The following is a 23,399-nucleotide window of genomic DNA, read 5'->3' on the forward strand; positions in this document are numbered from 1 at the left end:
TGCGATGCATCCCAGTTTAAACGATTTTCATCCCGTCGTTGCCCGCTGGTTTGGTCAGACCTACGGCGAACCCACGCTGCCCCAGGCCCAGGGCTGGCCGTTAATCGGCGCCGGCCAAAACGTGCTGATGCTCGCGCCGACCGGCTCCGGCAAGACGCTGGCGGCGTTCCTGAAGTGTCTGGACTGGCTGTACCGGGAGGGGGCCTCCGGCCAAAACGGCGGGGTCCGGGTCCTATACATATCGCCCTTGAAGGCCCTGAATAACGATATCCACCGCAATTTGGAACTCCCTTTGCAAGGCATTGCCGCTTTGGGCCGGGAGATGGGCTACGACCTGCCTGAGTTGCGGACGGCGGTCCGCACCGGCGACACTCCCAGCGCCGAGCGCGGACGGATGCTGCGCCGGCCGCCCCAGATCCTGATCACCACCCCGGAATCGCTCTTTTTGCTCTTATCCTCGCAGGCCCGGCAGATCTTACGGACGGTCCGCTTCGTGATCGTCGATGAGATCCATACCTTGTTCCCCACTAAACGCGGCGCTCACCTGGCTTTGTCCCTGGAGCGGTTGGAGCAGTTGGCCGGCGCGGAGCGGCCCTTGCAACGGATCGGCCTCTCCGCCACCATGCGGCCGTTGGATCAAGTGGCCGCGTACCTGGCGGGGAATGAATACCGGCCGGAGACGGGGACGCCCCAGCCGCGTCCGGTGGCCATCGTCGACGGCGGCCAGCGGAAGAAGCTCGATCTCCAGATCCTGCTGCCAGTCCCGGACCTGCGCGAGTTGCCCGAACAGTCCATCTGGCCGCCGCTCTACCGGCAGCTGCTGGAGCTGATCCGGGCCCATCGCACCACCCTGGTCTTTGTGAATAACCGCCGCGCCGCCGAACGGATCACCGCCAACCTCAACCAGCTGGCCGAGGCCGAGATCGCCCGGACCCATCATGGCAGCGTCTCCAAGGAAGTCCGGCTGATGGTGGAGGAGCTGCTAAAACAAGGGGAGATCGCCTGCATCGTCGCCACCGCCTCACTGGAACTGGGGATCGATGTCGGCTTCATCGATCTGGTGGTCCAGATCGAATCCCCCAAGGAAGTGGGCCGCGGCTTGCAACGGGTCGGCCGGGCCGGTCATATCGTGGGGATGCCCAGCAAGGGCCGGATCATTCCCAAGACCCGGGCCGATCTTCTGGAATCCGCCGCCATTCTGCGCGAGATGAAAGCGGGCCGGGTGGAAGCGGCGCACGCGGTCCGCGATTGCCTGGACGTCCTGGCCCAACAACTGGTGGCCATGACCGCCGAGCGGGACTGGCCGGTGGAAGAGGCTTTTCAATTGGCGCGGCGGGCCTATAACTTTCAGACCCTCTCCCGGCGGAATTTCGAGAACGTCCTGGCGATGCTGGCCGGTACCTTTGAAACCACCGAATATGTGGAGCTCCGGCCCAGGCTGTATTGGGACCGCCCGGCGGGGACGATCCGCGCCGATTCTTACGGCAAACGGCTCGTTTACTCCAGCGGCGGCACCATCGCCGACCGGGGTTATTACGGAGTTTATCTGCAGGACTCCGCTGTCCGCCTCGGCGAATTGGACGAGGAGTTCGTCTATGAACGCCGCTTGCATGAGCGTTTCGTCCTGGGGACCTCGGTCTGGAAGATCGAGGAGATCCGCCAGGACCGGGTGATCGTCAGCCACTCCAAGAAAGGCGGCGAAGCGATTATCCCATTCTGGAAAGCGGACATGGGCGGCCGCCCCTACGAACTTGGCAAGCGCATCGGCGCTTTCTTGGCCGAGGCGGAGGCGCGGCTGGACGATCCGGAGCTCGATGACTGGCTGGGGACGGAATGCGGCCTGGATCCGGCGGTGGCCCGCAACCTGGGCCAGTACTTGCGCGATCAGCGGCGGGCAGTAGGCTACCTTCCGACCGACCGCCGGATCGTGATCGAGGAGTTTCCGGATGAGGCTGGCGAGTGGCGGGTCTTCCTCCATTCGCCCTTCGGCATGAAGCTTCATCTGGCCCTGGCCCTGCTAATCAAGGACGAGTGGGAGCGGATCCATGAGGTCCTGGTGGAGTTCGTTCCGGCCGATTCCGGGATCATGTTTCACTTGCCCGGAATGAGTGCCCCGCCGGAGCTGGAGTGGGAGCAGTTGCCCCTGGACGATCTGGAGGCGCGGGTGGCCCGGATGATCTCCGGCAGCGCCCTTTTTGGGATCACCTTCCGGCATGCCGCGCAGTTTTCGCTGGTGATGCCCAGGACCGGCTATGGCCGGAAACGGACGCCTTTCTGGCTGACCCGGCTGAAAGCCGGCAATCTGCTGCAGGTGGTGGCCAAGTATCCCGATTTTCCGCTGGTGATCGAGACTTATCGTTCGGTGCTCCAGGATTATCTGGAGCTGGACGCGCTGCGGGAATTTCTGACCGCGGTGCGCCAGGAGAACATCACCGTTCAACGCCGGCGGCATCAGGCGCCGTCGCCCTTCGCCGCCGGGCACCTGCTGAACTTCGTGGCTAGCTTTATGTATGAAGGGGAAGCCCCCAAGAGCGAGCTGAAGCTCAACCTGTTCGGCCTGGGCCGGGAAGCGCTCAAGGCGATCGTGGGGGAAGGGGGCTTCCGGGAACTGCTGGATCGTGATATCGTCGAGACCGTGGCTGAGCGGGCCGGCGGGCGCGACCTGCTGGCGCGGGACCTGTCGCCGGCTGCGGTCGAACATTGGCTGGCACGGCTGGGCGATCTCCGCCGGGAGGAATTGCCGGCTTGGTTCCCGCAAACTCACCCGCAGGTATGGGCGTTGCTCGACGCCTTGCAGGCGGAAGGGCGGGCTGTAACCTTGCGGCCGCCCCAGGGCCAGGAATTGCTGGTCTCCCGGAATGAACTGGCGACCTACTATAGCGCATTTCCGGAATTGAAAACTCCCCCGGCGGATCAGGCCTTCCCCGGGCAGAAGGCAGCTAAAACCGAAGCCCGGCGGCGCTTGATCCAGCGTTATGTGCGGACCCATGGTCCGTTCCCCGGTACGGCGCTGGTGGTCCGTTACGGCATCCCCGAGCCGGAAGTCGTCGCCGAGCTGGCGGCGCTGGCCGCCCAAGGGCTGGTGGAATCGGGCGAGTTTCTGCCGGGCGGAGCCGGGGAGGAGTGGTGCGACAGCGGACTCCTGCAGGAGATCCACCGCCGTAGCTTGGCCCGGGCCCGCCGCGAGGTGGAGCCGTCCCGGCCGGAGCAGTTTGGCGCGTTCCTCGCCGCCTGGCAGGGGGTGGGCGCGGAGCGGTCCGGCGTCGACGGTTTGGCGGAGACCCTGGACCAACTCAGCGGGTTATGGCTTCCCGCCGCGGTCTGGGAGAACGGCGTCTTGCCGAACCGGGTCCGGGATTATCAGCCGGCGCTGCTCGATCAGTTGATCACCAGCGGCCAATGGATCTGGCGGGCCAAGGGGAGCGAAGGCAACCTCCGGCTGTGTTTTGAAAGCGCCGCTCCGCCGGAAGCCAATCCGGATGTGGCGGCCGAACGGGCTGACGAAGCGGAAACGCTTAGTCCCAACGCCCAAACCATTCGCCGGATATTGGCCGATAGCGGCGCGTTATCCTTGCCCCAGCTCTGGCAGCAGGCCAAGCTTTCCTCCGTCGCCACCTGGCAGGGATTGGAGGAACTGCTCCGGGCCGGCTGGGTCACCAACGACACGCTGGGACCGGTTCGCCACCTGTTGGCCACCCGCCCGCAGGAACGGCTGGGAGTGCGCGGCATTCTTCCCCCTTCGGTCATCGCCCGGCTGGGCCGTTGGTCGTTACTGTCCCCGCCCGGGCCGCGCCAGCCGGAGGATGAGGCCCGGCGGGTCTTGGAGCGTTACGGGATCGTCAGCCGGGAGCTGTTGGAAGCGGAGACGGCCACTTGGGGAGAGTTGTATCCCGTCTTCGATCACTGGGAACAGATCGGCCGGATCAAGCGGGGCTATTTCGTCGCCGGGCTCGGCGGCATCCAATATGCGCTGCCCCGGGCAGTCGAGGTTTTGCGGAAGCCGGAGGGTGGAGGCGCCCCCTCCCTTTGGGCGATTCACTGGGAGGATCCGGCCAATCCGTTGCGCTATATCGCCGAGTGGCCCGGGACGGGCGCCGAGCCGAAGCTGATGGGCGATTATCTGGTGGTCCGCGCCGGACAGCCGGTGCTCCTGGCCGGCGGGAAGAAGCTGAAACTGAAATCCCTGGCCGAGTTATCCTCCGGCGAGTTGGTCGCGGCCTTTCGGAAGCTCGTCGATCTGCTCTGCCGGGTCTTCCCGGACCAAAAGATCGTCTGGACCCACTTCAACGGCGAGCCGCTCCAGCTCACGCCGCTCCGGGAAACTCTCGAAGAACTCGGTTTCGAAACCGGCTACCGGGAGCTGACCCTATGGCCGTCCAGGCGCTGAAAGACCGTTCCCGGTGTTACCGGATAATCCGGTTAATGGCCGAATGAACAAATTTTCCCTCGAGAATATTGACTTTTCGATGCAATAGTGTTACATTTTCAAAAGTGGTGTTACTATTGCGGAGGGGCGTGAATACATATGCATATGGCGGATGCGCTCATTTCACCGGCGGTCGGGGGAACCGCATGGGCGGTTACGGCCGGCCTGATCGCTTATTCGGCCAAAAAAGTCCAAACGGAGCTGGACGAGAGAAAAGTGCCATTGATGGGAGTCTTGGGAGCGTTTGTTTTTGCCGCGCAAATGATCAACTTTACGATACCCGGAACCGGATCCAGCGGGCATCTGGGCGGCGGATTGATGCTGGCTATTCTGTTGGGGCCGTACGCCGGGTTTCTGACTATGGCCTCGATTCTGACGATTCAGGCCTTGTTCTTCGGAGACGGCGGGCTCTTGGCGCTCGGCTGCAACATCTTGAATATGGGCTTTTATACCTGTTTTATTACCTATCCGCTCCTTTATAAACGGCTGGTCCGAAGCAAACCATCGCAGGGCCGGATCTGCTGGGGAGCGATGCTCGCAGCTGTCGTCGGCCTGCAGCTGGGGGCTTTTAGCGTGGTCCTAGAGACGCTGGCTTCGGGAATCTCCGAGCTGCCATTTCAGACGTTTGTCCTGCTGATGCAGCCGATCCATCTGGCCATTGGCATTGTCGAAGGATTGATCACGGCCGCGGTGATCCTTTTTGTCTGGAAGGCCCGGCCCGAGATTATCGAAAACGCGGCCTCCTCCCGCCCGATCGGGAGGGTTTCCATTCGCAGAGTAATCGTCGGATTGATCGCCGTCACCGTCTTGACCGGCGGAATTTTGTCCTGGTTCGCCTCGTCGCATCCGGACGGCCTGGAATGGTCGATGTTCCGCGCTTCCGGCCGGGAAGAGCTGACGACCAGGGAACGGTTGCATGAATCCCTGGCCAAACTTCAAGAAAAGACGGCGCTATTCCCGGATTACGGATGGAAAGAACCGGCCGCGGCGGAAACCCGGCCGGAAACAGCGGCTCCGGCCTGGCCCGCGGTCAACGGCGGAACCACCGCGGCCGGGCTGGTCGGCGCCTTGTTCACACTGGCGTTGGCCGGATTGATCGGCTTTGGACTCAGCCGATTTAAAAAACAGCCATAACTGCGAGATCGAAAAAGTGGTGCGGCGGGGGCGAAAAACCCCCGCTTGCTTTTTTGATGAAAGTATCGCACAATGAGAAAACGAATTGCGCTTCGCTGGTTCGGACTTTCCCGGTGAAAGATCGAATGGGCGGACAGTTCAAAACTATTGAGCGGAGTTGCGGATGAGTAACATACAGTACGCCAGGGCCAATCTACGCTTTCTAGAGGATCAGTCGGTCAAGGATACCCCGATTCACCGGTTGCATCCGATGATTAAGATACTTACGACTCTGGTTTACCTCGGCGTGATCATCTCTTATGAGAAATACGAGATCATCGCGATGCTGCCTTTGCTCTTTTACCCGCTGGTCCAGTTCAGCCTGGCCGACCTGCCAGCGCGCCTGTTTTTCAAACAATTGCTGATTGCGGCGCCCTTTGTGATCGGTATCGGGATTTTCAACCCGCTGCTGGATCCAACGCCACGGCTGGTCATGGGACCGCTGACGGTCTCCGGGGGCTGGATCTCCTTTGGCGCGATTCTCTTCAAATTTGCGCTGACGGTACTGGCGGCGCTGCAGCTGATCGCCACCACCGGCCTGAATGAAATGGGTGCGGCGTTATTAAAATGCAAGATCCCGCGGGCCTTCGTGACCCAACTGCTTCTGGTCTACAGGTACTTAACCGTTTTGGTCGAGGAAACCGCCGCGATGATTCAGGCATATTCTTTGCGAACTCTGGAAAACCGGGGAATCGGGGTCCGTGCCTGGGGCTCGCTGGTGGGCCATTTACTACTGCGCACCATGGACCGGGCCGAGCGGATCTACCAGGCCATGCTCTGCCGGGGCTTTGCGGGAGAATTGCAGTTCATCCGGGAATATCGGCTGGGATTCAATGACATCGCATATTTGCTGGGCTGGAGCGTTTTTTTCGTCGCGGCCCGTTTTTATAACATCCCCGAATGGTTGGGAAGGCTTATGATGGGAGTCGGAAGATGAGTCATCATTTATTGGAAGTGAAAGACCTGGAATATACCTATCCCGATGGGCATCAAGCGTTGCACGGCCTATCGTTCCGGATCACTCACGGTGAATCGGTGGGGATCGTCGGCGCGAACGGAGCGGGAAAGTCGACCTTGTTATCCCATTTTACCGGCATCCTCATGCCCACCGCGGGAACGGTCCGGGTGGGGGATCTGCCGGTGCTCCGGCAAACGCTAAAGCAGATCCGGCGCACCGTGGGCATGATCTTTCAAAATCCCGACGATCAGTTGTTTATGCCGACGGTCTTTGACGACGTGGCGTTCGGCCCGCTGAACATGGGATTGCCGCAAGCGGAAATCCGGGAGCGGGTGGCAGAAGCGCTCCAAACCGTCGGAGCCGCGCATTTGAAGGATCGTCCCCCGTATAAGCTTTCCGGCGGGGAAAAACGGGCAGTGGCCATCGCCTGCGTGTTGGCGATGACCCCTGATATCCTGGTCATGGACGAACCCAGCGCCGCGCTGGACCCCCTGGCGCGCCGCCGGCTCATCCGGCTGTTGGCCGGTTTTCAGCATACCAAGATCATTGCCACCCATGACCTCGATCTGGTGCTCGATCTCTGCGAACGTACCATTGTGCTGGGCGAGGGAAAGGTAATCGCCGATGGTCCCAGCCTGGAAATCTTCCAGAATGACGACGTGATGAAAAAAGGCCACCTGGAAAAGCCGTTGCGCATGCAAGGCTGTCCGGTCTGCGGCTGCAATGAATCCGCCCGATCCGCACGGTAGTCAAGCGGCCAACTTTCCAACTGCGATACACTTATTCCAAAGGACTTAAAAGCGTTGCGATAAACCCTGTCCGAAGGCCAGGGTGAACACAAAAGCTCAGAAAAGCAAGTGATAAAGTCGTTTTTTAGTCCATTGAAAGGATGATTTCCGTTTCGAAAGACTTTATCACATGGCTTTTAAACATATAGCGAAACTTCGCCTGCTCCGGGCTGTGACTAAAAATCGCTGCGAAAGAGACAATATCAGCAGAGGAGGGGTTCTTGATGTTTTGCTACCAATGTGAGCAGGCTGCTCAAGGGACCGGCTGCACTGCGGCCGGAGTTTGCGGCAAAGACCACGATACTGCCGCGCTGCAAGATTTATTGTTCCATGCCGCCCAGGGGATCGCCCAATATGAGTGGCGCGCCCGGCAGTTGGGCGCGGTGGATCGGGAGACCGACCGATTTATCTTAAAAGCCTTATTTACCACGGTAACCAATGTCAATTTCGATCCCGAACGTTTGCGGGGGCTGCTGATGAAAGCCGCCGAATTCAAGGAAAAGGCGAAAAAACTTTATGAGACGGCTTGCGCCCAAGCGGGCCGGCAAGCGGAGTCGCCGACGGGACCGGCGGAATGGAAACCCGCCGCCGACCTGCCGGGTCTGATCGAGCAAGGAGAAAGCTACTCCATCGAACACGATCGGAACCGGCACGGCCATGATTTAAGCGGGTTAAAGAGCCTGGCGGTGACCGGCTTGAAGGGAATGGCCGCTTATGCCGAGCACGCCCAGGACCTGGGGGTGGAGGACGATAAGGTCTACGCATTCTTCGAGGAAACCTTGGATTTTCTGACTCGGGAGAAGTTCAGCGTCGACGAGCTGCTCGGCCGGTCATTAAAGATTGGCGAGATCAATCTGCGGGTCATGGAGATGCTGGATGAGGCCAACACCACGGCTTTCGGCCACCCGGTTCCGACGCCGGTCCGGATCACGCCGGTCAAGGGAAAAGCGATCCTCATCTCCGGCCACGATCTGAAGGATTTGGAGGAATTATTGAAGCAGACCGCCGGGAAAGGCGTTAATGTTTACACCCACGGCGAGATGATCCCGGCCCACGGCTATCCCAAACTCAAGCAATATCCGCATCTGGTCGGAAATTACGGCGGGGCCTGGCAAGCGCAGCGGGAAGAGTTTGAGAAGTTCCCCGGAGCGATCCTGATGACTACCAATTGTATTCAGAAACCCAAGAACTCGTATCAAGGCCGGATCTTCACCAGCGGCTTGGTTGCCTGGCCCGGAGTGACCCATATTCAAAACCGCGATTTCGCGCCGGTGATCCAAGCGGCGCTCCGCGAACCTGGCTTCGACCATGATGAACCGGAAAAAACGATTATGGTGGGGTTTGCCCGGAACGCGGTGTTGGGAGTCGCCGGTAAGATCGTCGACATGGTCAAGCGGAAGGCGATTCGCCATTTCTTCCTGGTCGGAGGCTGCGACGGAGCCAAGCCGGGCCGGGATTACTATACCCAGTTTGCCATGCAGGTACCCAAAGATTGCGTGATTCTCACCTTGGCCTGCGGAAAGTACCGCTTCAACAAACTGGATTTCGGTTCGATCGAAGGGATCCCCCGGTTACTCGATATCGGGCAGTGTAACGATGCTTATTCGGCGATCAAAATCGCAGTGGCTTTGGCCGAAGCCTTTCAGGTGGATGTCAACGATCTGCCGCTGTCGCTGGTGCTTTCCTGGTACGAACAGAAAGCAATCTGTATTTTGCTGACCTTGCTGCACCTGGGGATCAAAAACATCCGGATCGGTCCCAGCTTGCCGGCGTTTATCACTCCAGCAGCCTATCAGGTCTTGAAGGAGAAATTCAACCTTTTGCCGATCACCACGCCGGAGCGGGATCTAGCGGAGATTCTGGGCACAGTTCCGGCCGGTACCTGACGGAATGGAGGGCAATCCTCCATTCCGTCCTTGTTTCAGTGTTTGACCTTATTCCACCCCGTTGGATGATGAGCCAAACTGCGCTCCCGGCAATCACGAGCAGGATTGCCAGCCGGACTCAATGATTGAAACGCCGCCATCCTGTCAAAAATAGTTCCCAGTTCCGGCCGAATAACCGTCCCAGCGCTACCAGCAAACTAAAAAATACCAGGTTGCTGCCGAAAATGCCGCTTAGTGACTGGAAAGGCCGCAACCGGAACATCCCGCAGCTGAGAATGGAGCAGAAGCTTATACCGGGAACTAATTTTCCTACGAAGACCGTCCAAATTCCATATTTTTCAAACCACACAAGGCTTTTGTGATAAGCGGGCCTGGGTTACCAAGCGTTTTAACGAGGTGTTGAAGATCAGCGCTTCGCCATAACGCAATCCTAAAGCATAATGGATGGCGCCGCCTCCGCTAAAAAAGATCAAAAACAGCAGCCAAGGTTGGTCGCTGATGGAGAATACCTGGTTGACTAAACCGTGCATCGTTCCTCCGTTTGGATCATGCATCCCATCAAAGCAGGTTAAAAGCCATGTGATAAAGTCCTTTGATTCGAAGTCATCCTTTCAGTGGACTAAAAAACGACTTTATCACTTGCTTTTCTGATCTTTTTTGTTCACCCTGGTCTTCGGACAGGGTTTATCACAATGCGTTTAATATGCCATCTTTTTGCCGGATTTCGGCTGAAATTGCAGCAAAAGCTGCAAAATTTAACAAAGATATAATATGAAATCCTACAAATATCGTAAGATAATCCATGTTCACGGAGCAGAGGAGATGTTAAAGTATAAGCGCTATCGCTTTTTGTGAAAAATTTAGCGATTCAGCACAGTAATATATTCTAAAAACTCTAAAACAAAAAAGGATTGAGCAGCATGAAAATGATTTTACGTTGGTTTGGCGAGGGAGATGACAGCGTCGCGTTGTGGCAGATCCGTCAGATCCCGGGAGTCTCGGGGATCGCCGGCGCGTTACAGGACATTCCCGTCGGCGAGGTCTGGCCGCAGGAACGGATCGACGCTCTGAAGAGCCAGGTTAATCAGGCGGGTCTGGAGATGGAAGTGATCGAAAGCGTCAATATTCATGACGATATCAAACTCGGCGTCGCTTCCCGGGACCAATACATCGAGAATTACCGGCAGACCATCCGCAATCTGGGTAAAGCCGGCGTCAAGGTGATCTGCTACAATTTCATGCCGGTATTTGACTGGACCCGTTCCGATCTGGCCAAACCGTTGGCGGACGGCTCCACGGTTCTCTCCTATGAGGAACGGCTGATTCCCAAAGATCCGCTGAAGATGATGGAAGAGATTGAACGGAACGCCAATGGCTTTTCGATGCCCGGTTGGGAACCCGAACGTCTCAAAGAGTTGAAGCTGTTGTTTGAGAAGTATGCCGGCGTGGATGCGGAAAAGCTCACCGCCAACCTGAAATATTTCCTGGAAGCGGTCATTCCGGTCTGTGAGGAAGCGGACGTGAAGATGGCGATCCATCCCGACGACCCGGCGTGGCCTATCTTTGGATTGCCGCGGATCGTCAACTCCCGGGAGAATCTGATGACCCTTGTCAAGCTGGTGGACAGCCCGTATAACGGCTTGACGCTTTGCACCGGTTCGCTGGGTTCCAATCCGGAGAATAATGTTCCGGAGATCATCCGCGAATTCAGCGCCATGGGCCGGATCCATTTCGCCCATGTCCGGAACATCAAGATCGAGGGCTATCGCAATTTCCATGAAGTTTCCCACCTGTCGAGCGATGGCTCGCTGGATATGTTCGCGATCATGAAAGCACTGTATGATACCGGTTTCCAAGGATATATCCGGCCGGATCACGGCCGGATGATCTGGGGTGAAAAAGCCCGTCCGGGTTATGGCCTCTACGATCGGGCGCTCGGCGTCACCTATCTGAATGGCCTATGGGAAGCTCTTACCAAGATGTCTCCCCGCTAATCGGTCGCTCGCCGGAATAGCAGGCTTGCTTTTTGTAAAAATTATGAAGCAAATCCCTATAAGCCCCGGAGTTACCGTAGCCGATGATCAGATGGGTGATCCGTGATGGAGATTTTTCATGGTTATTGTCCGGATGAAAAGGTTCATCCCAGGAATCCGTTGGAGAATATCTTTCCTCATTTTACCCATATTGTGGATCGCAGTTCGACGCCGCAATGGAAATTGGCTCCGGCCTGCCACCCGCCCCACAACCTGATCTTGATTTATGATGGGGCGGCGGTCTATGGCAGCCGTGATTCGGGGATTGAATACCAAGCGGTTCCGGGCGATTTGATCTATTTTCGCGCTGGCGAGTTCCGTTGGGGCAATACCTTCCCGGATCGCCTCATGAAGTGTTACGCGGTGGATTTTTTCTATACTTGCCCGATCTGGAAGGTTGGTCATTGGGAAATGACCGAGCCCCCGTTGCCGTTGGAAACTTTCCAGCGGATCGACGACCGCTATGTGTATCATCAGCTGTTGACGCTGTTTAAGGAGTTGACCAATAGCTGGACGGCGGGCCGCCCCAACCGGATTATGGAGTGCCGCTCGCTATTTATCGAGATCATCAGCCTATTGCTGCTCTGGAAATCCGGCAACGGGGCCAATTTTGTCCAGGTGCAGAAGGTCGATCAGGTCATCCGCCATATGATGGAACACTATGCGGAAAACCTGTCGTTGCGCGATCTCAGTGCGCTGGTCCGGATCAGCCCGTCGTACTTGGGGAACATCTTTAAAAAAGTCACCGGTCGTTCGCCCATCGACTACTTGATCGAGATCCGCCTGGGCAAGGCCAAGGAAATGCTGCGCGACGGTCACCCGGTGCTGGAAGTGGCTGCCAAAACCGGCTTTAACGACGCGTTCTATTTCAGCAAATGTTTTAAGGAACGGGAAGGGATCCCGCCGTCCCATTTCGCCGCCGGTTCCCGGCTGGAACGGGAGTGAAACGGGAAGAGCGGGAGAGCACAAACCCTGTCCAATGAATTATGAAGCTTCCGCAATGTTTTTCATGTTACCAGATTGAATACGAATCGGACCGCGGGTTTAGGACTCGCGGTTTTTTGTTTGCCGGGTAGCAACTGAAAAAATGAGGTTAATAAAAAGTTACCGATTGACAAATTTTCTACGGCGCGATATCTTAATGATAGAAAACGTTTTCGCGAAATCGTTTTCTAATTGAGTAAACCATATATCTTAATATCTGGCCGCTTTATTAAATAGGCTTCTAACCTTAGGGGGTGCCTCCAATCGATACATTGAAAAAGATCAGCATCAAGGATGTGGCGAAAGCAGCCGGGGTCTCAATTACCACGGTTTCCCGGGTGTTGAATAATTCATACCCGGTCAATGAACAGACCAAGCAGAAGGTGCTGGAGACGGTCGACAAACTGAATTTTCAGCCTAATGCCATCGCCCGGGGACTGGTCAGCAAGAAAACCCATACCATCGGGATCTCCGTCCCGTACATCACCAATATGTTCTTTACCGAAGTCGTGCAAGGAATCGCCGATCAGCTGAAACGGATCGGTTATAGCTTGATCTTATCGCATACCCAAGGCGACGGCGACGAGGAGATGAAAGTGATTCAAAACTTTCTCAACCGGCAGGTGGATGGGATCATTATCATGGATCCGTTCATCGAATCGGTGTCGCCGGAATTTTACCGGGAGATTCACGCCCAGATTCCCACGGTGATTGTCAACAAATATTTTTCCAGTGATGAGTTGGTTTTTGTGATCAACGATGAGGAGCAGGGGGCCTATGAGGGAACCGATTACCTGCTGCGCCTGGGTCACCGCAAACTGGTATTCGTCAGCGGCTTCGACGGATATGCCAGCAATGTCAAGCGGGCGGGCTTCATGAAAGCCTTGGCCCACCACCGGATCCCCGACGAAGATTATCTGATCCTGGAAGGGGATTTTACCAGTGAGGGGACCTATCGCTTGTTGCGGAAAGAGCTGAAGCGGCTCAAAAACTACAGTGCGATCTTCTGCGCCAATGACCTGATGGCCATCGGGGCGATGAAAGCGTTGCGGTCCCAAGGGTACCAGGTCCCACAGGACTTTTCGGTGCTCGGATTCGACAATATCGGGATCTCTTCCTTGTTCATCCCCGGGATCACCACGGTATCGCAGAACATTTACGACTTGGGGAGAGTCTCCGGCCAGACCATCATCAAGCTCCTGGAAGGAAAGAAAGTGCCGTCGCGGCATGTTCTAAAGACCAGCCTGGTCATACGGGAGTCATGCCAGGAGGTGAAGTGATCCGGAAGCGAAGGTTGGCATGGCGATCGGTATTCCGGCGGAGCAATCTTCGGCGGATGCGATAAAAAGAGAAAAAAGAGGAGGAGTTGTTGTGTTCAAAAAAATCTTGTTTTTCGGCATCATCTTTTGCATGGCTTTGACCGGCTCGCTCGAAGTCTGGGGCAAGGCCCCGGCCCAGGTGACGCTCAATTTCGCCTATTGGGCCAGCGCCAGCGGTGAAGATGCCGCGTTTGACAGCTTGGTGGCAAAATTTCAGAAGAAGTACCCCAACATCGTCATTAATAAGCAAGGCGGACCCTTCAAGGACTACTATACCAAGTTGGAGACGCGGATCGCCGGCAATGACGCGCCGGATATCACCCGCATCCAATACCAGCAGATCGGCAGATACGCCTCCAACGGCGTGTTGCTGAACATTACCAACAAGCTGGGCAAGGACTACAATCAGGATTTTAACCCGGCGCTCTGGAACGCGGTATCCTACAGGAACGCCGTGTATGCGATTCCGCACCACACCGATACGCTGGCGGTTTTTTACAATAAAACGTTCTTTGATCAATTGGGAATCAAAGCTCCCGACAAGCTTGAGAACGCTTGGACCTGGGATGAGTTCCTGGCCGTCGCCAAGCGGCTAAAGAAGGAGAATAAGGCCCAATACGGCTTCGCCGTCAATTGGATCTATGGTAACGCCTACCGCTGGCTGCCGTTTTTGTACCAGAAAGGCGGCGCGGTCCTTTCTCCGAATCTCAAAAAGTGCGTGATCAACTCGCCGGAGGCGTTGGACGCGCTCAAGACCAGCGCCAGCTTTTTCAAGGAAGGTTTGGTCCCGGCGGGAACCAGCGTCAAAGGAACCGAGAACCTCAACATGCTCTTCGCCACCGGCGTTACCGGCATGCTGATCTCCGGCAACTGGGTGATTCCCTACTTTGAACAGAATATGACCAATTACAGCTATGGCGTCACTTATATGCCGCGCGGCAAGGCCATGGCCTCCGACCTCGGCGGCAACGCCTTGGCGGTCCTGAAAAAATCCAAACACCCCAAAGAGGCTCTGGCATTCGTCAAGTTTATGGCGGAAGAGGAGAACATGAAGGAATTCGTGGAAAAAGGAATGTTCCTGCCGGTCCGGAACAGCCTCTCCGGCGATAAGATGAACTATGCCATCAAGCCTGATCTGATGCGGCTCTTCGTCAACCAGGCCAAAACCATCCCCAATCACATGGCCAAGACCATCAGCCAGCCGAGCATGACCAAGATCAATAAGGTGCTTGCCGATGAGCTGGATCTGGTCTTCACGCAAGGCAAGGATGAGAAGGAAGCCTTGAAAACGATGCAAAGCCAGATCGAAAGGATCCTCAAGGAGAAGAACTGAAGCGGAACTTACGGAAGGTCTGCGGGAAGGAGTCGCAGACCTTCTGTTGCAAACGGAGCCCCGGACGCTCCAACGTTTGATCCGATCAAGAATTGAATGACTGTACTTGGAGGCGATCGCCCGATGTCGACGCAATCCGCCAGAACAGCGCGGACCCGGTTCAACTTTACCCCGTATCTGTTTCTGGCTCCCAATTTGATTCTGTTTCTTACGTTTATGTTCATTCCCATCGGCTATGCCTTTTATATCAGCCTGACCCAGTGGAGCCTGATCGGTTCGCCGCAATGGGTGGGATTGGCCAACTTCGTCCGGCTGTTGGGAGAACGCGAGTTCTGGATCAGCATGTGGAATACGCTCTATTATACGGTTACCACCGTGCCGGCCAGCATGTTTCTGGGTCTGCTCGGCGCCATTCTGCTCAACCGGCGGATCCCCTGCAAAGGAATCTTGCGGGGCTCCTTCTTCGCACCGGCCGTGACTTCGCTGGTGACGGCGGGTCTGATCTGGCAGTGGATCTTCAGCACCGAGTACGGGATCATCAACTATCTCCTGACCTTGGTTGGGATGCAGCCGCAGCCCTGGTTGACCAGCAATGCTTTGGCCATGCCGTCGGTGATCGTGGCCACTCTTTGGATTCGCAGCGGGTACTGCATGGTGATTTACCTGGCCGGACTGCAAGGCATCCCCAGGGAATATTACGAAGCTGCCGAGATCGACGGCGCCGGGAAGCTTTCCCAGTTCAAATACATTACCTGGCCGCTGCTCGGCTCCACCACCACCTTCTTGCTGGTTATCTGCGTGATTTACGGCTTCATGGCTTTTGACCTGTTATACGTGATGACCGGCGGCGGGCCGGGTTTCTCCACCACCGTGATGGTTCATTACATCTACCAGCAAGCCTTCAGCGTCGGCGAGATGGGTTATGCCACGGCCGCGGCGGTGATCCTGTTTTTGTTGATATTCTCTTTGACCATGTTTCATTTAAGAGAGGATCGGTCCAAATGAACAGCAACAAACATTCAAAAAACTTCTGGATCGCGGTCCTTTTGTGGCTGGCCGCGCTCGTCACCTTATTCCCGTTCTTCTGGATGGGATCGACCGCGCTCAAAGGAGCCCGGGAACTGTTTCTCCGGCCGCCGGTCTTCGTGCCGCACTATCCGGAGTGGTCCAATTTCGCCAAGGTCTTCACTGTCGCGCCCTTTGGCCGGTACTTCATGAATAGCGCCATTGTCGCCGGGCTTTCGGTCATCCTGACCGTCTTCATCAATTTGCTGGCCGGGTACACCTTTGCCAAATACCGTTTCAAAGGCCGCAAGGTACTGCTGCTGATGATCGTGGCCACCATGATGGTGCCCTTTCAGGTGATCATGGTGCCCAATTTCATCATCATCTCCGCCCTGGGCTGGCTCAACAGTTATCTGGGACTGATCATCCCCCGGGCTGCCGAGGCCTTCGGGTTATTCTTGAGCAAACAGTTCATGGACGACATCCCCGACGAGCTGATCGAGGCGGCGCGGATCGACGGCCAGAGCGAATTCCGGATCTTCACCGGGATCATCCTGCCCAATTGCCGGCCGCTCATCGGAGTCCTGGCGACCTTCACCTTCATGTGGCGCTGGAACGATTTCATCTGGCCGCTGATCATCCTGAGCAAGAAAGAGATGTTCACCGTCCAATTGGGGATGAGCAATCTGATCGGCCAGTTCTACGTCGAATGGAACCTGCTGATGGCGGTGGCGCTCCTGTCGGTGCTGCCGGTCCTGGCCATCTTCCTGATGTTCCAGCGCTTCTTCGTGCAAGGAATCACCACCACAGGGATGAAAGGGTAACACATCATGGAGAATCTCAAGGTTCAAGCTTTTTTTAAACAAGGTCGCGGCGCAATAGCAACCAGCATCGAAGGGGAGACGGAAAACGCCGCGATCTTTCATTACACGGTCCATGCTTCGACCGACAGCATCCTGACCAAGATCGTGGCACGGCTCGATCTGCCCGCCGGCCGGGATTTCCGGATCTTCAAGGAAGGGTTCCAGTCTTGGAGCATCTGCCGGAGCTTCGCCGGGACGGAAACGGACTCAAATCGCTTCAGCCCATCGGCTGCCGCGGCCATGACCGAACAAGGACTGGATCCGGAACGGCTCTATTTTCATAAACACGGCTATCTGGCGGCGGGGTCCGATCCGGTTCAGCCCGCTTATCATTGGGCGGCCCTCCGCTATGACGACGGAGCGGTCTGGCTGGCGGGCGCGCTGACTTTTCACCGTTTCATTACCAAGATCGGTTGCGATCCGGCCGGCCGGCAGCTCCTGATCGAATTGGACTGCGACGATATCGCCATCCCGGCCGGCGCGGCGCTCGCCGGCGAGACGCTCTATCTCTACCGGGGGCGCGAGCCCGAAGAAACGGTGGTGGAGCGCTACGCCGGATTGGCGGCGGAGCGGATGAAGGCCGGCTTCGACCGGAGCATTCCGGTGGGCTGGTGCAGTTGGTATGAGTTCTTCACCGCGGTCCGCGGCGAGGACATCTACCGCAATCTGGCGGTACTGCGCGACAAGGCCTATCCGGTGGAAGTCGTGCTGCTGGACGACGGCTACCAGCAGGCCATCGGCGACTGGCTGGCGGTGAACGACAAGTTCGGCAACGACCTGCGGGGCCTGGTCCGCGATACCAGGGCCGCCGGGTTCAAGCCCGGCATCTGGCTGGCCCCTTTCATTGTGAGCGAGCGCTCGGCGCTCTGCCGGGAGCACCCGGATTGGGTCGTCCGGGATGAGCAGGGCCGGAATGAAGTGGTATTATATGGCTGGAATCAGCGGATTTACGGCCTGGACCTCTCCCGGCCCGAGGTCCTGGATTATTTGGTCCGGGTGTTCGCGACCATGGCCCGGGATTGGGGCATGGACTATTTCAAGCTGGATTTCGTCTTCGCCGGCATGGTCAAGGGAAAGCGGGCCTCGGACCGGATGACCGCGGTGGAAGGTTATCGCAACGCCTTGACCCTGATCCGCCGGGCGGTCGGACCGGGCAAGTATCTCCTGGGGTGCGGCGCGCCCACCGGCCCCAGCATCGGCCTGTTCGACGGGATGCGAATCGGCCCGGATGTCGCGCCGCGCTGGTCCGATCCGGATCAGGCGTCGCCGGCGGTCGCCAACGCGCTGCGCAACATCTTGAACCGCAGCTTTTATCATGGTAAGTGGTGGATCAACGATCCCGACTGCCTACTGGTCCGGGATAGCCGCACCGAACTGACTGGCGACGAGGTGCTCAGCCTGGCCACGGCGATCAAGCTCTCGGGCGGAATGCTCTTTTACGGCGACGATCTGGCGGCCCTCGCCCCGGAACGGGAGCGGATCATCGCCAAGATGGGGAAACCTTTGCCGCGGCCCGCTTTTCCCGTGGACTTCCTGCGGCAGGACCTGTCCGAGCTGTACCTCGCTCAGTTGCCGGACCGGATCTACCTCGGCGTCTTCAATTTCAGCGATCTTCCCGTGGTCAAGGAAGTGGCCCTCAGTGTTCTGGGCATCCCGGTCCGAGAATACCGGATCGCCGATTATTGGGAGGAACGCGATCTGGGCCGGACCGCGGACCGTTTCGACGTTCCGCTGGAGCGGCACGCCAGCAAACTCCTGGTATTAACCCCCGAGGGGCCAGCCTGACCGCGAGGTTTGCGACCTTTCCGCGCTATCGCGTCGCGCCGACCTGGCACGGCCGGAATGGAATCGGGAATCGTACTTCAAAGACCGTGGGTTGTTGCTCACGGTCTTATTCTGCTCGCGCGGCGGCGGAATAAGCGTTTTCAATGGGCCACTTCGCTTATTCGGTTACTGAAAGAAGTGTTTCGGTAACTGAATGAGCTTCTTTAGTTAGTGAATGAAAAGCATCCGTAATTGAATGAAAACATTCAGTTACCGAAACAAAAGCAACAGTTACCGAAATAAAAGCAACAGTTACGAAACGAAAGCATTCGGTTACTGAATGAAAAGCATCGGTAACCGAACGTCAATGTTCGGCAAGTGAATGAAAAGCATCCGTAACCGAAGCAAAAGCGGCGACGACCGCCGGAGAAGTTGCGGCAGGGGAAAGAGACGGCGGAACGGTTTTGGGAAAGGCTTCTCTTTGATGGTATCGATCGTCAGCGATGGGTGAAGGCGTTGCCATGAATCGAGTCGGATCGGGAAGGGATGAAGGGCGGGCCGGGGCGACGGCGGAAGCTCCTCGGCTGGCTCGGGAGAGGTTTTGGGGAGCGGAACAGTTCATAATTTTCCACAAAAGTGCAGGATTGTCCGATTGAACCGGGAGGATGGGCGGGCTACGATCAAATTACCGCCCGGTTGACGGAAAAAGCGCAACCTTTTCGGAGTTCCGGGCGGCGCGAAAACGGTTGCGCCCAAAATGACGGAGGTGTAAAGATTTTGAAAAAATGCAGGTTGCTCTTCATCCCCTTGCTCCTCTTGGTCCTGATCGGTTCGTTTAGCGCCATGGCGGCCGAAAAGATTACCGCCTACGTTTCCACCGACGAGGAGCTGGGCCGGCAGTTGATGGCCGCCTTTACCAAGTCGACCGGGATCCAAGTGGACTGGGTGCGGCTTTCCACCGGCGAAGCCCAGGCCCGGATCGCGGCCGAGCGTAATAATCCCCAAGCCAGCATCTGGGTCGGCGGGGTCGGCCTGGACCATATCGCGGCCAAGAAGGACGGGCTGACCGCTCCCTATTTTTCGCCCAAGGCCGCCAAGATCGCCCGGCAATATAAGGACAAGGACGGCTACTGGTGCGGCATCTACAACAATCCGCTCTGTTTCGTCTATAACACCCAAAAGCTGGCCGAAAAGAAACTGCGCGCCCCCAACTCCTGGGCCAGCTTGTTGAAGCCGGCCTACAAGGGCCAGATTCAGATGGCCAATCCGCAGACTTCGGGGACGGCCTACAACGTGATCACCACATTGATCGCCCTCCATCAGGGCGACGAGGCCAAGGCCTTCGCATATCTGAAAAAATTGAATCAAAACGTCTCCCAATACACCCGCTCCGGAGCCGCGCCCGGCAAAAACGCGGCCTTGGGCGAGACGGCGATCGCCCTGGGGTATTGCGACGATCAGCTGCGTCTGATCGCCAGCGGCTATCCGATCAAGATCGGTTTCCCCAAGGAAGGCACAGGGTTTGAAGTCGCCTCGATCTCGATGATCAAGAACGGCCCGCAGTTCGAGACCGCCAAAAAGCTCTATGATTGGCTGCTCGGCGAGGAAGCCGGCAAGATCATGGCCCAGAATTTCCTGCTGGTCTTCGCCAAAGTGCCGCTGCGCCAAGGAGCGATCCCCTTGACCAAGATCAAAGTGGTCGATCAGGATGACGAATGGGGCGGCAAGAACAAGGACCGGCTGGTGGAAAAATGGTTGAATGAAGTGTATCAGAAATAGGCGAGGAATTTCCGAATACCCGGATTGGCAAAACGGCCGCGTGATTAGACGCGGCCGTTTTGTCGATCAAGGTTGCGGTGCAGGGGCTTCAGGAGAATCTCTTCCTGTACTCGAGCGGGCTGATCCCCACCAGTTGGGTGAAGAGCTTCGAGAAGTAGCTGGGATCGTTGTAGCCGACGCGCAGCGCGATCTCGGCGATGGAATCGGCGCTGCCCACCAGATCGTCCTTGCCGCGTTCGATGCGGAGCTTGTTGAGATACATCCGGATGTTGACGCCGAGCCGTTTCTTGAAGAGATGATTGATATAGGATTCGCTGCAATGGCAGATCCGGGCGATCTCCGGCACGGCGAGCGGCTCCTGGAAGTTGCGGTGGAGGTAGTCGAGCAGCAGGGCCAGGATGGAGTCGGCGCTGGAGTTGTAGCGCTTCTTGCCGAACTTGAGGCCGGGGTGGGTCAGCCGCAGCGAACGGTAGGTATTGCCCAGATAGGCGGCGACGAATTCCAGCAGCGTGGCGACGAGCCGTTCGTCCGGGCGTTCGGCGAGCAGGGAAGCGCCATAGAGCTGGCGGGCCCGGACCGGGTCCAGGTCGGAATGGCGACAAGCCCGCGCCACTAGATACTCGGCGGTCCGGGGTTCGGCCGGAAAGGCGCCGGCGTCGATGACGCCGATCAGATCGCCGTCGGCGGTGATCGGGTAGATGTACTCGCCCACTCCGGCGTGGCAGAAGCCAAAGAAGCCGCCGGGCATCCGGATGGATTTTTCAGCAAGCTTCTTTTTGAGCGTGAGGCAGCGGCCGAACAGGCAGCGTTCCGACTTGATATACAGACAATAAGGATTGATATGGGCCATATAGGGCCGCAGGGCCTGGTCCAGCGCCGGATCCACCGGAATGAAGCCGACGAAGTCATTGACGCAGATCTGCCAGCCGTAGGTCTGCGTGATATGGGCCAGGAAATTGGCGAGCGCGGCGTGGTTTGCCATGGGCAGCGGATGCTCCTCGCAGCGGATTTGGCTTGACCCCTCCATTATAAAATGAAACCGACCTTCTGGCAACTGTGCAGAAGATTCCAAGGAATGGGCAGAAGTTTTAAGGCGGCCGCCGCCCGTCTGGCCTACAATTAGGAGTAAGGAATTTAAAACCGGAAGGTGAGTGCGATGATCGATCGAGAGTATCAAGTGGTGGTGGTCGGCGGCGGCATGGCCGGAGTCTGCGCGGCCATTGCCAGCGCCCGGCACGGCGCGCGGACGGCGTTGATCCATAACCGGCCGGTGCTGGGCGGCAACGCCAGTTCCGAGATCCGGATGCACATCGTCGGCGCCAACTGTCACGGCACCCGGCCCGACGCCCGGGAGACCGGCATTTTGGAGGAGATTTTGCTGGAGAACCGGCGGCGCAACCCGGGCCATTCCTTCTCCATCTTCGACACGGTGCTCTGGGAGAAGGTCCGCTTCCAGGAAGGGCTCGACCTTTACCTCAACACCCAGATGACCGGGGTCGAAGTGGCGGCGGGGCGGATCCGGGCGGTGGAGGCGCTGCAGTTGACCACGGAGAAACAATTCCGCTTCACGGCGGCGATCTTCGTGGACTGTACCGGCGACGGGACCCTGGCTTATCAGGCCGGCGCCGCATGCCGGGTCGGCCGGGAGAGCCGGGACGAGTTCGGCGAGCAGTACGCGCCGGAGCGGGCGGACCGGAAAACCATGGGGAATACCCTGTTGTTCCAGGCGGTCGACACCGGAGCGCCGGTCCCCTTCGAGAAGCCGTTTTGGGCCCATTCTTTCGGCGAGGCCGATCTGGCCTTCCGCGGCCATAGCGCTTACGCCTCGGCCATGGAGCATTACGAGGTGGACTCCGGTTACTGGTGGATCGAGCTGGGCGGGGAAGAGGACACCATCGCCGACGGCGAGGCGATCCGCGACGAACTGCTGAAAACCGTCTACGGGGTCTGGGATCACATCAAAAACCGTGGCGATCACGGCGCGGCCAACTACGCCCTGGAGTGGGTGGGATTCCTGCCGGGCAAGCGCGAGAGCCGCCGGATCATGGGCGATTATATTCTGAAGGAGCAGGACTGCCTGAGCGGGCGGCTCTTCCCCGACGCGGTGGCCTACGGCGGCTGGCCCATGGATATGCACCCGCCGGAGGGGTTCCGTTACAAGGGAGACCCCAACCAGTTCCTGCGGCTGAACGATGTCTACACCATCCCGTACCGTTGTTATTGCGCGCGGGACATCGCCAACCTGATGATGGCGGGGCGCAACATCAGCGCGTCGCATATGGCCTTCGGCTCGATCCGGGTGATGGGTACCTGCAGCGCGGGCGGGCAGGCGGTGGGAACCGCGGCCGCGCTGGCGGTGCGGCAAAACTGTCCGCCCGGCGGCTTGACGGACCGGATTCAGGAGTTGCAACAGCTATTGTTGCGGGACGATTGCTATATTCCCGGCGTGGCCAATCAGGATCCTGAAGATCGGGCGCGCCGCGCCCGAATCGCCGCTTCCTCGGCACAGCCGGACGGTGCGCCCGAACAGGTCGTGAACGGAGTCGCCCGGCGGGTCGGGGGGGTGAGCAACTGCTGGATCTCGGAGGACCTGGCTGCTTCGGGAGAGTGGTTGGAGCTCCAGTGGGATGAACCGCTGAGCATTCGCGAGGTACATCTCAAGTTCGACAGCAACCTTTCCGGTGAGATCATGCCAACGCTCTCCAAGACAGTCCGCAAGCAACAGATCCCGGGATTGCCGCCGGAGTTGGTGAAAGATTACGAACTGCAGCTCTGGGCGGGGGACCAACTCCGGGCCCAGCTGGCGGTGGAAGGGAACGGCTTGCGCTTCCGGACGCACCGCTTGGCGGAGCCGACTTACGCCGACCGCCTTCGCATCCTGGTCCGCGGGACTCACGGCGCAGCCGAGGCGCGTCTGTTCGAAGTGCGGGTGTATTAGCGCTTTCCCTGACATTTCCTCAAAGATCGGAAACGGCGCTCCGGCGGGGCGCTGGCGGCGTTTCTTTGGACCGACGGCGGATGGCGGGAGGAGACGGGCCGAGAATCTTCCCGGGAACCGACAGGATTTGGCCGGAACAGGTAGAATGAA

The 23,399-nt window shown here is 58.0% G+C and carries 16 protein-coding genes; 14 read left to right on the forward strand and 2 right to left on the reverse strand.

The features are described from left to right. Positions 1-4: 4 nt before the first annotated feature. The 5 genes from EDC14_RS21000 to hcp all read left to right on the forward strand — a co-directional run bounded on the left by EDC14_RS21000 (position 5) and on the right by hcp (position 9,231). A complete protein-coding gene (locus EDC14_RS21000) occupies positions 5-4,387 on the forward strand; it encodes a DEAD/DEAH box helicase (RefSeq protein ID WP_165908193.1) in 4,383 nt (1,460 codons plus the stop codon). 138 nt (positions 4,388-4,525) lie between these two features. After that, positions 4,526-5,560, forward strand: coding sequence for an energy-coupling factor ABC transporter permease (locus EDC14_RS21005; RefSeq protein ID WP_132016281.1), 1,035 nt, complete (start codon positions 4,526-4,528; stop codon positions 5,558-5,560). A gap of 163 nt (positions 5,561-5,723) precedes the next feature. After that, positions 5,724-6,536 carry a cobalt ECF transporter T component CbiQ gene (gene cbiQ / locus EDC14_RS21010; RefSeq protein WP_132016282.1) on the forward strand — a complete coding sequence of 271 codons (813 nt, stop codon included), beginning with the start codon at positions 5,724-5,726 and terminating at the stop codon, positions 6,534-6,536. After that, positions 6,533-7,306, forward strand: coding sequence for an energy-coupling factor ABC transporter ATP-binding protein (locus EDC14_RS21015; RefSeq protein WP_132016283.1), 774 nt, complete (start codon positions 6,533-6,535; stop codon positions 7,304-7,306). The genes cbiQ and EDC14_RS21015 overlap by 4 nt, the downstream gene beginning before the upstream one ends. A 263-nt stretch (positions 7,307-7,569) precedes the next feature. Next, the gene (gene hcp, locus EDC14_RS21020; protein ID WP_132016284.1) at positions 7,570-9,231 is read left to right on the forward strand and encodes a hydroxylamine reductase; all 1,662 of its coding nucleotides are present in this window, start codon (positions 7,570-7,572) and stop codon (positions 9,229-9,231) included. A gap of 338 nt (positions 9,232-9,569) precedes the next feature. Here the strand turns inward: hcp and EDC14_RS21025 are convergent, their stop codons facing one another. Continuing rightward, positions 9,570-9,761, reverse strand: a complete 192-nt coding sequence (locus EDC14_RS21025) for a hypothetical protein (RefSeq protein ID WP_132016285.1) — start codon at positions 9,759-9,761, stop codon at positions 9,570-9,572. A gap of 390 nt (positions 9,762-10,151) precedes the next feature. Between EDC14_RS21025 and uxuA the strand changes: the two genes are divergently transcribed. From uxuA to EDC14_RS21065, 8 genes are all read left to right on the forward strand, one after another. Further along, positions 10,152-11,225, forward strand: coding sequence for a mannonate dehydratase (gene uxuA, locus EDC14_RS21030; protein WP_132016286.1), 1,074 nt, complete (start codon positions 10,152-10,154; stop codon positions 11,223-11,225). A gap of 105 nt (positions 11,226-11,330) precedes the next feature. Beyond that, entirely contained in the window at positions 11,331-12,209 is an 879-nt protein-coding gene (locus tag EDC14_RS21035; RefSeq protein ID WP_132016287.1) for a helix-turn-helix transcriptional regulator, read from the forward strand. A gap of 311 nt (positions 12,210-12,520) precedes the next feature. After that, complete coding sequence (locus EDC14_RS21040) at positions 12,521-13,528, forward strand: LacI family DNA-binding transcriptional regulator (protein WP_165908194.1); 1,008 nt, start codon at positions 12,521-12,523, stop codon at positions 13,526-13,528. Between the two features lie 91 nt (positions 13,529-13,619). Continuing rightward, complete coding sequence (locus tag EDC14_RS21045) at positions 13,620-14,900, forward strand: ABC transporter substrate-binding protein (protein WP_165908195.1); 1,281 nt, start codon at positions 13,620-13,622, stop codon at positions 14,898-14,900. Between the two features lie 123 nt (positions 14,901-15,023). After that, positions 15,024-15,905, forward strand: a complete 882-nt coding sequence (locus EDC14_RS21050) for a carbohydrate ABC transporter permease (protein ID WP_132016290.1) — start codon at positions 15,024-15,026, stop codon at positions 15,903-15,905. Beyond that, the gene (locus tag EDC14_RS21055; RefSeq protein WP_132016291.1) at positions 15,902-16,729 is read left to right on the forward strand and encodes a carbohydrate ABC transporter permease; all 828 of its coding nucleotides are present in this window, start codon (positions 15,902-15,904) and stop codon (positions 16,727-16,729) included. The genes EDC14_RS21050 and EDC14_RS21055 overlap by 4 nt, the downstream gene beginning before the upstream one ends. A gap of 6 nt (positions 16,730-16,735) precedes the next feature. Then, positions 16,736-18,553, forward strand: a complete 1,818-nt coding sequence (locus tag EDC14_RS21060; RefSeq protein WP_132016292.1) for a glycoside hydrolase family 36 protein — start codon at positions 16,736-16,738, stop codon at positions 18,551-18,553. Positions 18,554-19,309: 756 nt separating this feature from the next. Further along, positions 19,310-20,311 carry an ABC transporter substrate-binding protein gene (locus EDC14_RS21065; RefSeq protein WP_243663057.1) on the forward strand — a complete coding sequence of 334 codons (1,002 nt, stop codon included), beginning with the start codon at positions 19,310-19,312 and terminating at the stop codon, positions 20,309-20,311. Between the two features lie 88 nt (positions 20,312-20,399). On the opposite strand, the gene EDC14_RS21070 is transcribed toward EDC14_RS21065, so the two are convergent. Next, complete coding sequence (locus EDC14_RS21070; protein ID WP_165908196.1) at positions 20,400-21,293, reverse strand: AraC family transcriptional regulator; 894 nt, start codon at positions 21,291-21,293, stop codon at positions 20,400-20,402. Positions 21,294-21,467: 174 nt separating this feature from the next. Between EDC14_RS21070 and EDC14_RS21075 the strand changes: the two genes are divergently transcribed. After that, on the forward strand, positions 21,468-23,249 hold the full coding sequence (locus tag EDC14_RS21075; protein WP_207930769.1) for an FAD-dependent oxidoreductase: 1,782 nt from the start codon (positions 21,468-21,470) through the stop codon (positions 23,247-23,249). Positions 23,250-23,399: the final 150 nt, after the last annotated feature.

It is taken from the genome of Hydrogenispora ethanolica, from assembly GCF_004340685.1.
In the GTDB taxonomy this organism is placed as follows: Bacteria; Bacillota; UBA4882; order UBA8346; family UBA8346; genus Hydrogenispora; species Hydrogenispora ethanolica.

Coding starts and splice junctions, on each gene's coding strand:
- EDC14_RS21000 (WP_165908193.1), top strand. CDS start 5: ATGCATCCCAGTTTAAACGATTTTCATCCCGTCGTTGCCCGCTGGTTT.
- EDC14_RS21005 (WP_132016281.1), top strand. CDS start 4,526: ATGCATATGGCGGATGCGCTCATTTCACCGGCGGTCGGGGGAACCGCA.
- cbiQ (WP_132016282.1), top strand. CDS start 5,724: ATGAGTAACATACAGTACGCCAGGGCCAATCTACGCTTTCTAGAGGAT.
- EDC14_RS21015 (WP_132016283.1), top strand. CDS start 6,533: ATGAGTCATCATTTATTGGAAGTGAAAGACCTGGAATATACCTATCCC.
- hcp (WP_132016284.1), top strand. CDS start 7,570: ATGTTTTGCTACCAATGTGAGCAGGCTGCTCAAGGGACCGGCTGCACT.
- EDC14_RS21025 (WP_132016285.1), bottom strand. CDS start 9,761: ATGCACGGTTTAGTCAACCAGGTATTCTCCATCAGCGACCAACCTTGG.
- uxuA (WP_132016286.1), top strand. CDS start 10,152: ATGAAAATGATTTTACGTTGGTTTGGCGAGGGAGATGACAGCGTCGCG.
- EDC14_RS21035 (WP_132016287.1), top strand. CDS start 11,331: ATGGAGATTTTTCATGGTTATTGTCCGGATGAAAAGGTTCATCCCAGG.
- EDC14_RS21050 (WP_132016290.1), top strand. CDS start 15,024: ATGTCGACGCAATCCGCCAGAACAGCGCGGACCCGGTTCAACTTTACC.
- EDC14_RS21055 (WP_132016291.1), top strand. CDS start 15,902: ATGAACAGCAACAAACATTCAAAAAACTTCTGGATCGCGGTCCTTTTG.
- EDC14_RS21060 (WP_132016292.1), top strand. CDS start 16,736: ATGGAGAATCTCAAGGTTCAAGCTTTTTTTAAACAAGGTCGCGGCGCA.
- EDC14_RS21070 (WP_165908196.1), bottom strand. CDS start 21,293: ATGGCAAACCACGCCGCGCTCGCCAATTTCCTGGCCCATATCACGCAG.
- EDC14_RS21075 (WP_207930769.1), top strand. CDS start 21,468: ATGATCGATCGAGAGTATCAAGTGGTGGTGGTCGGCGGCGGCATGGCC.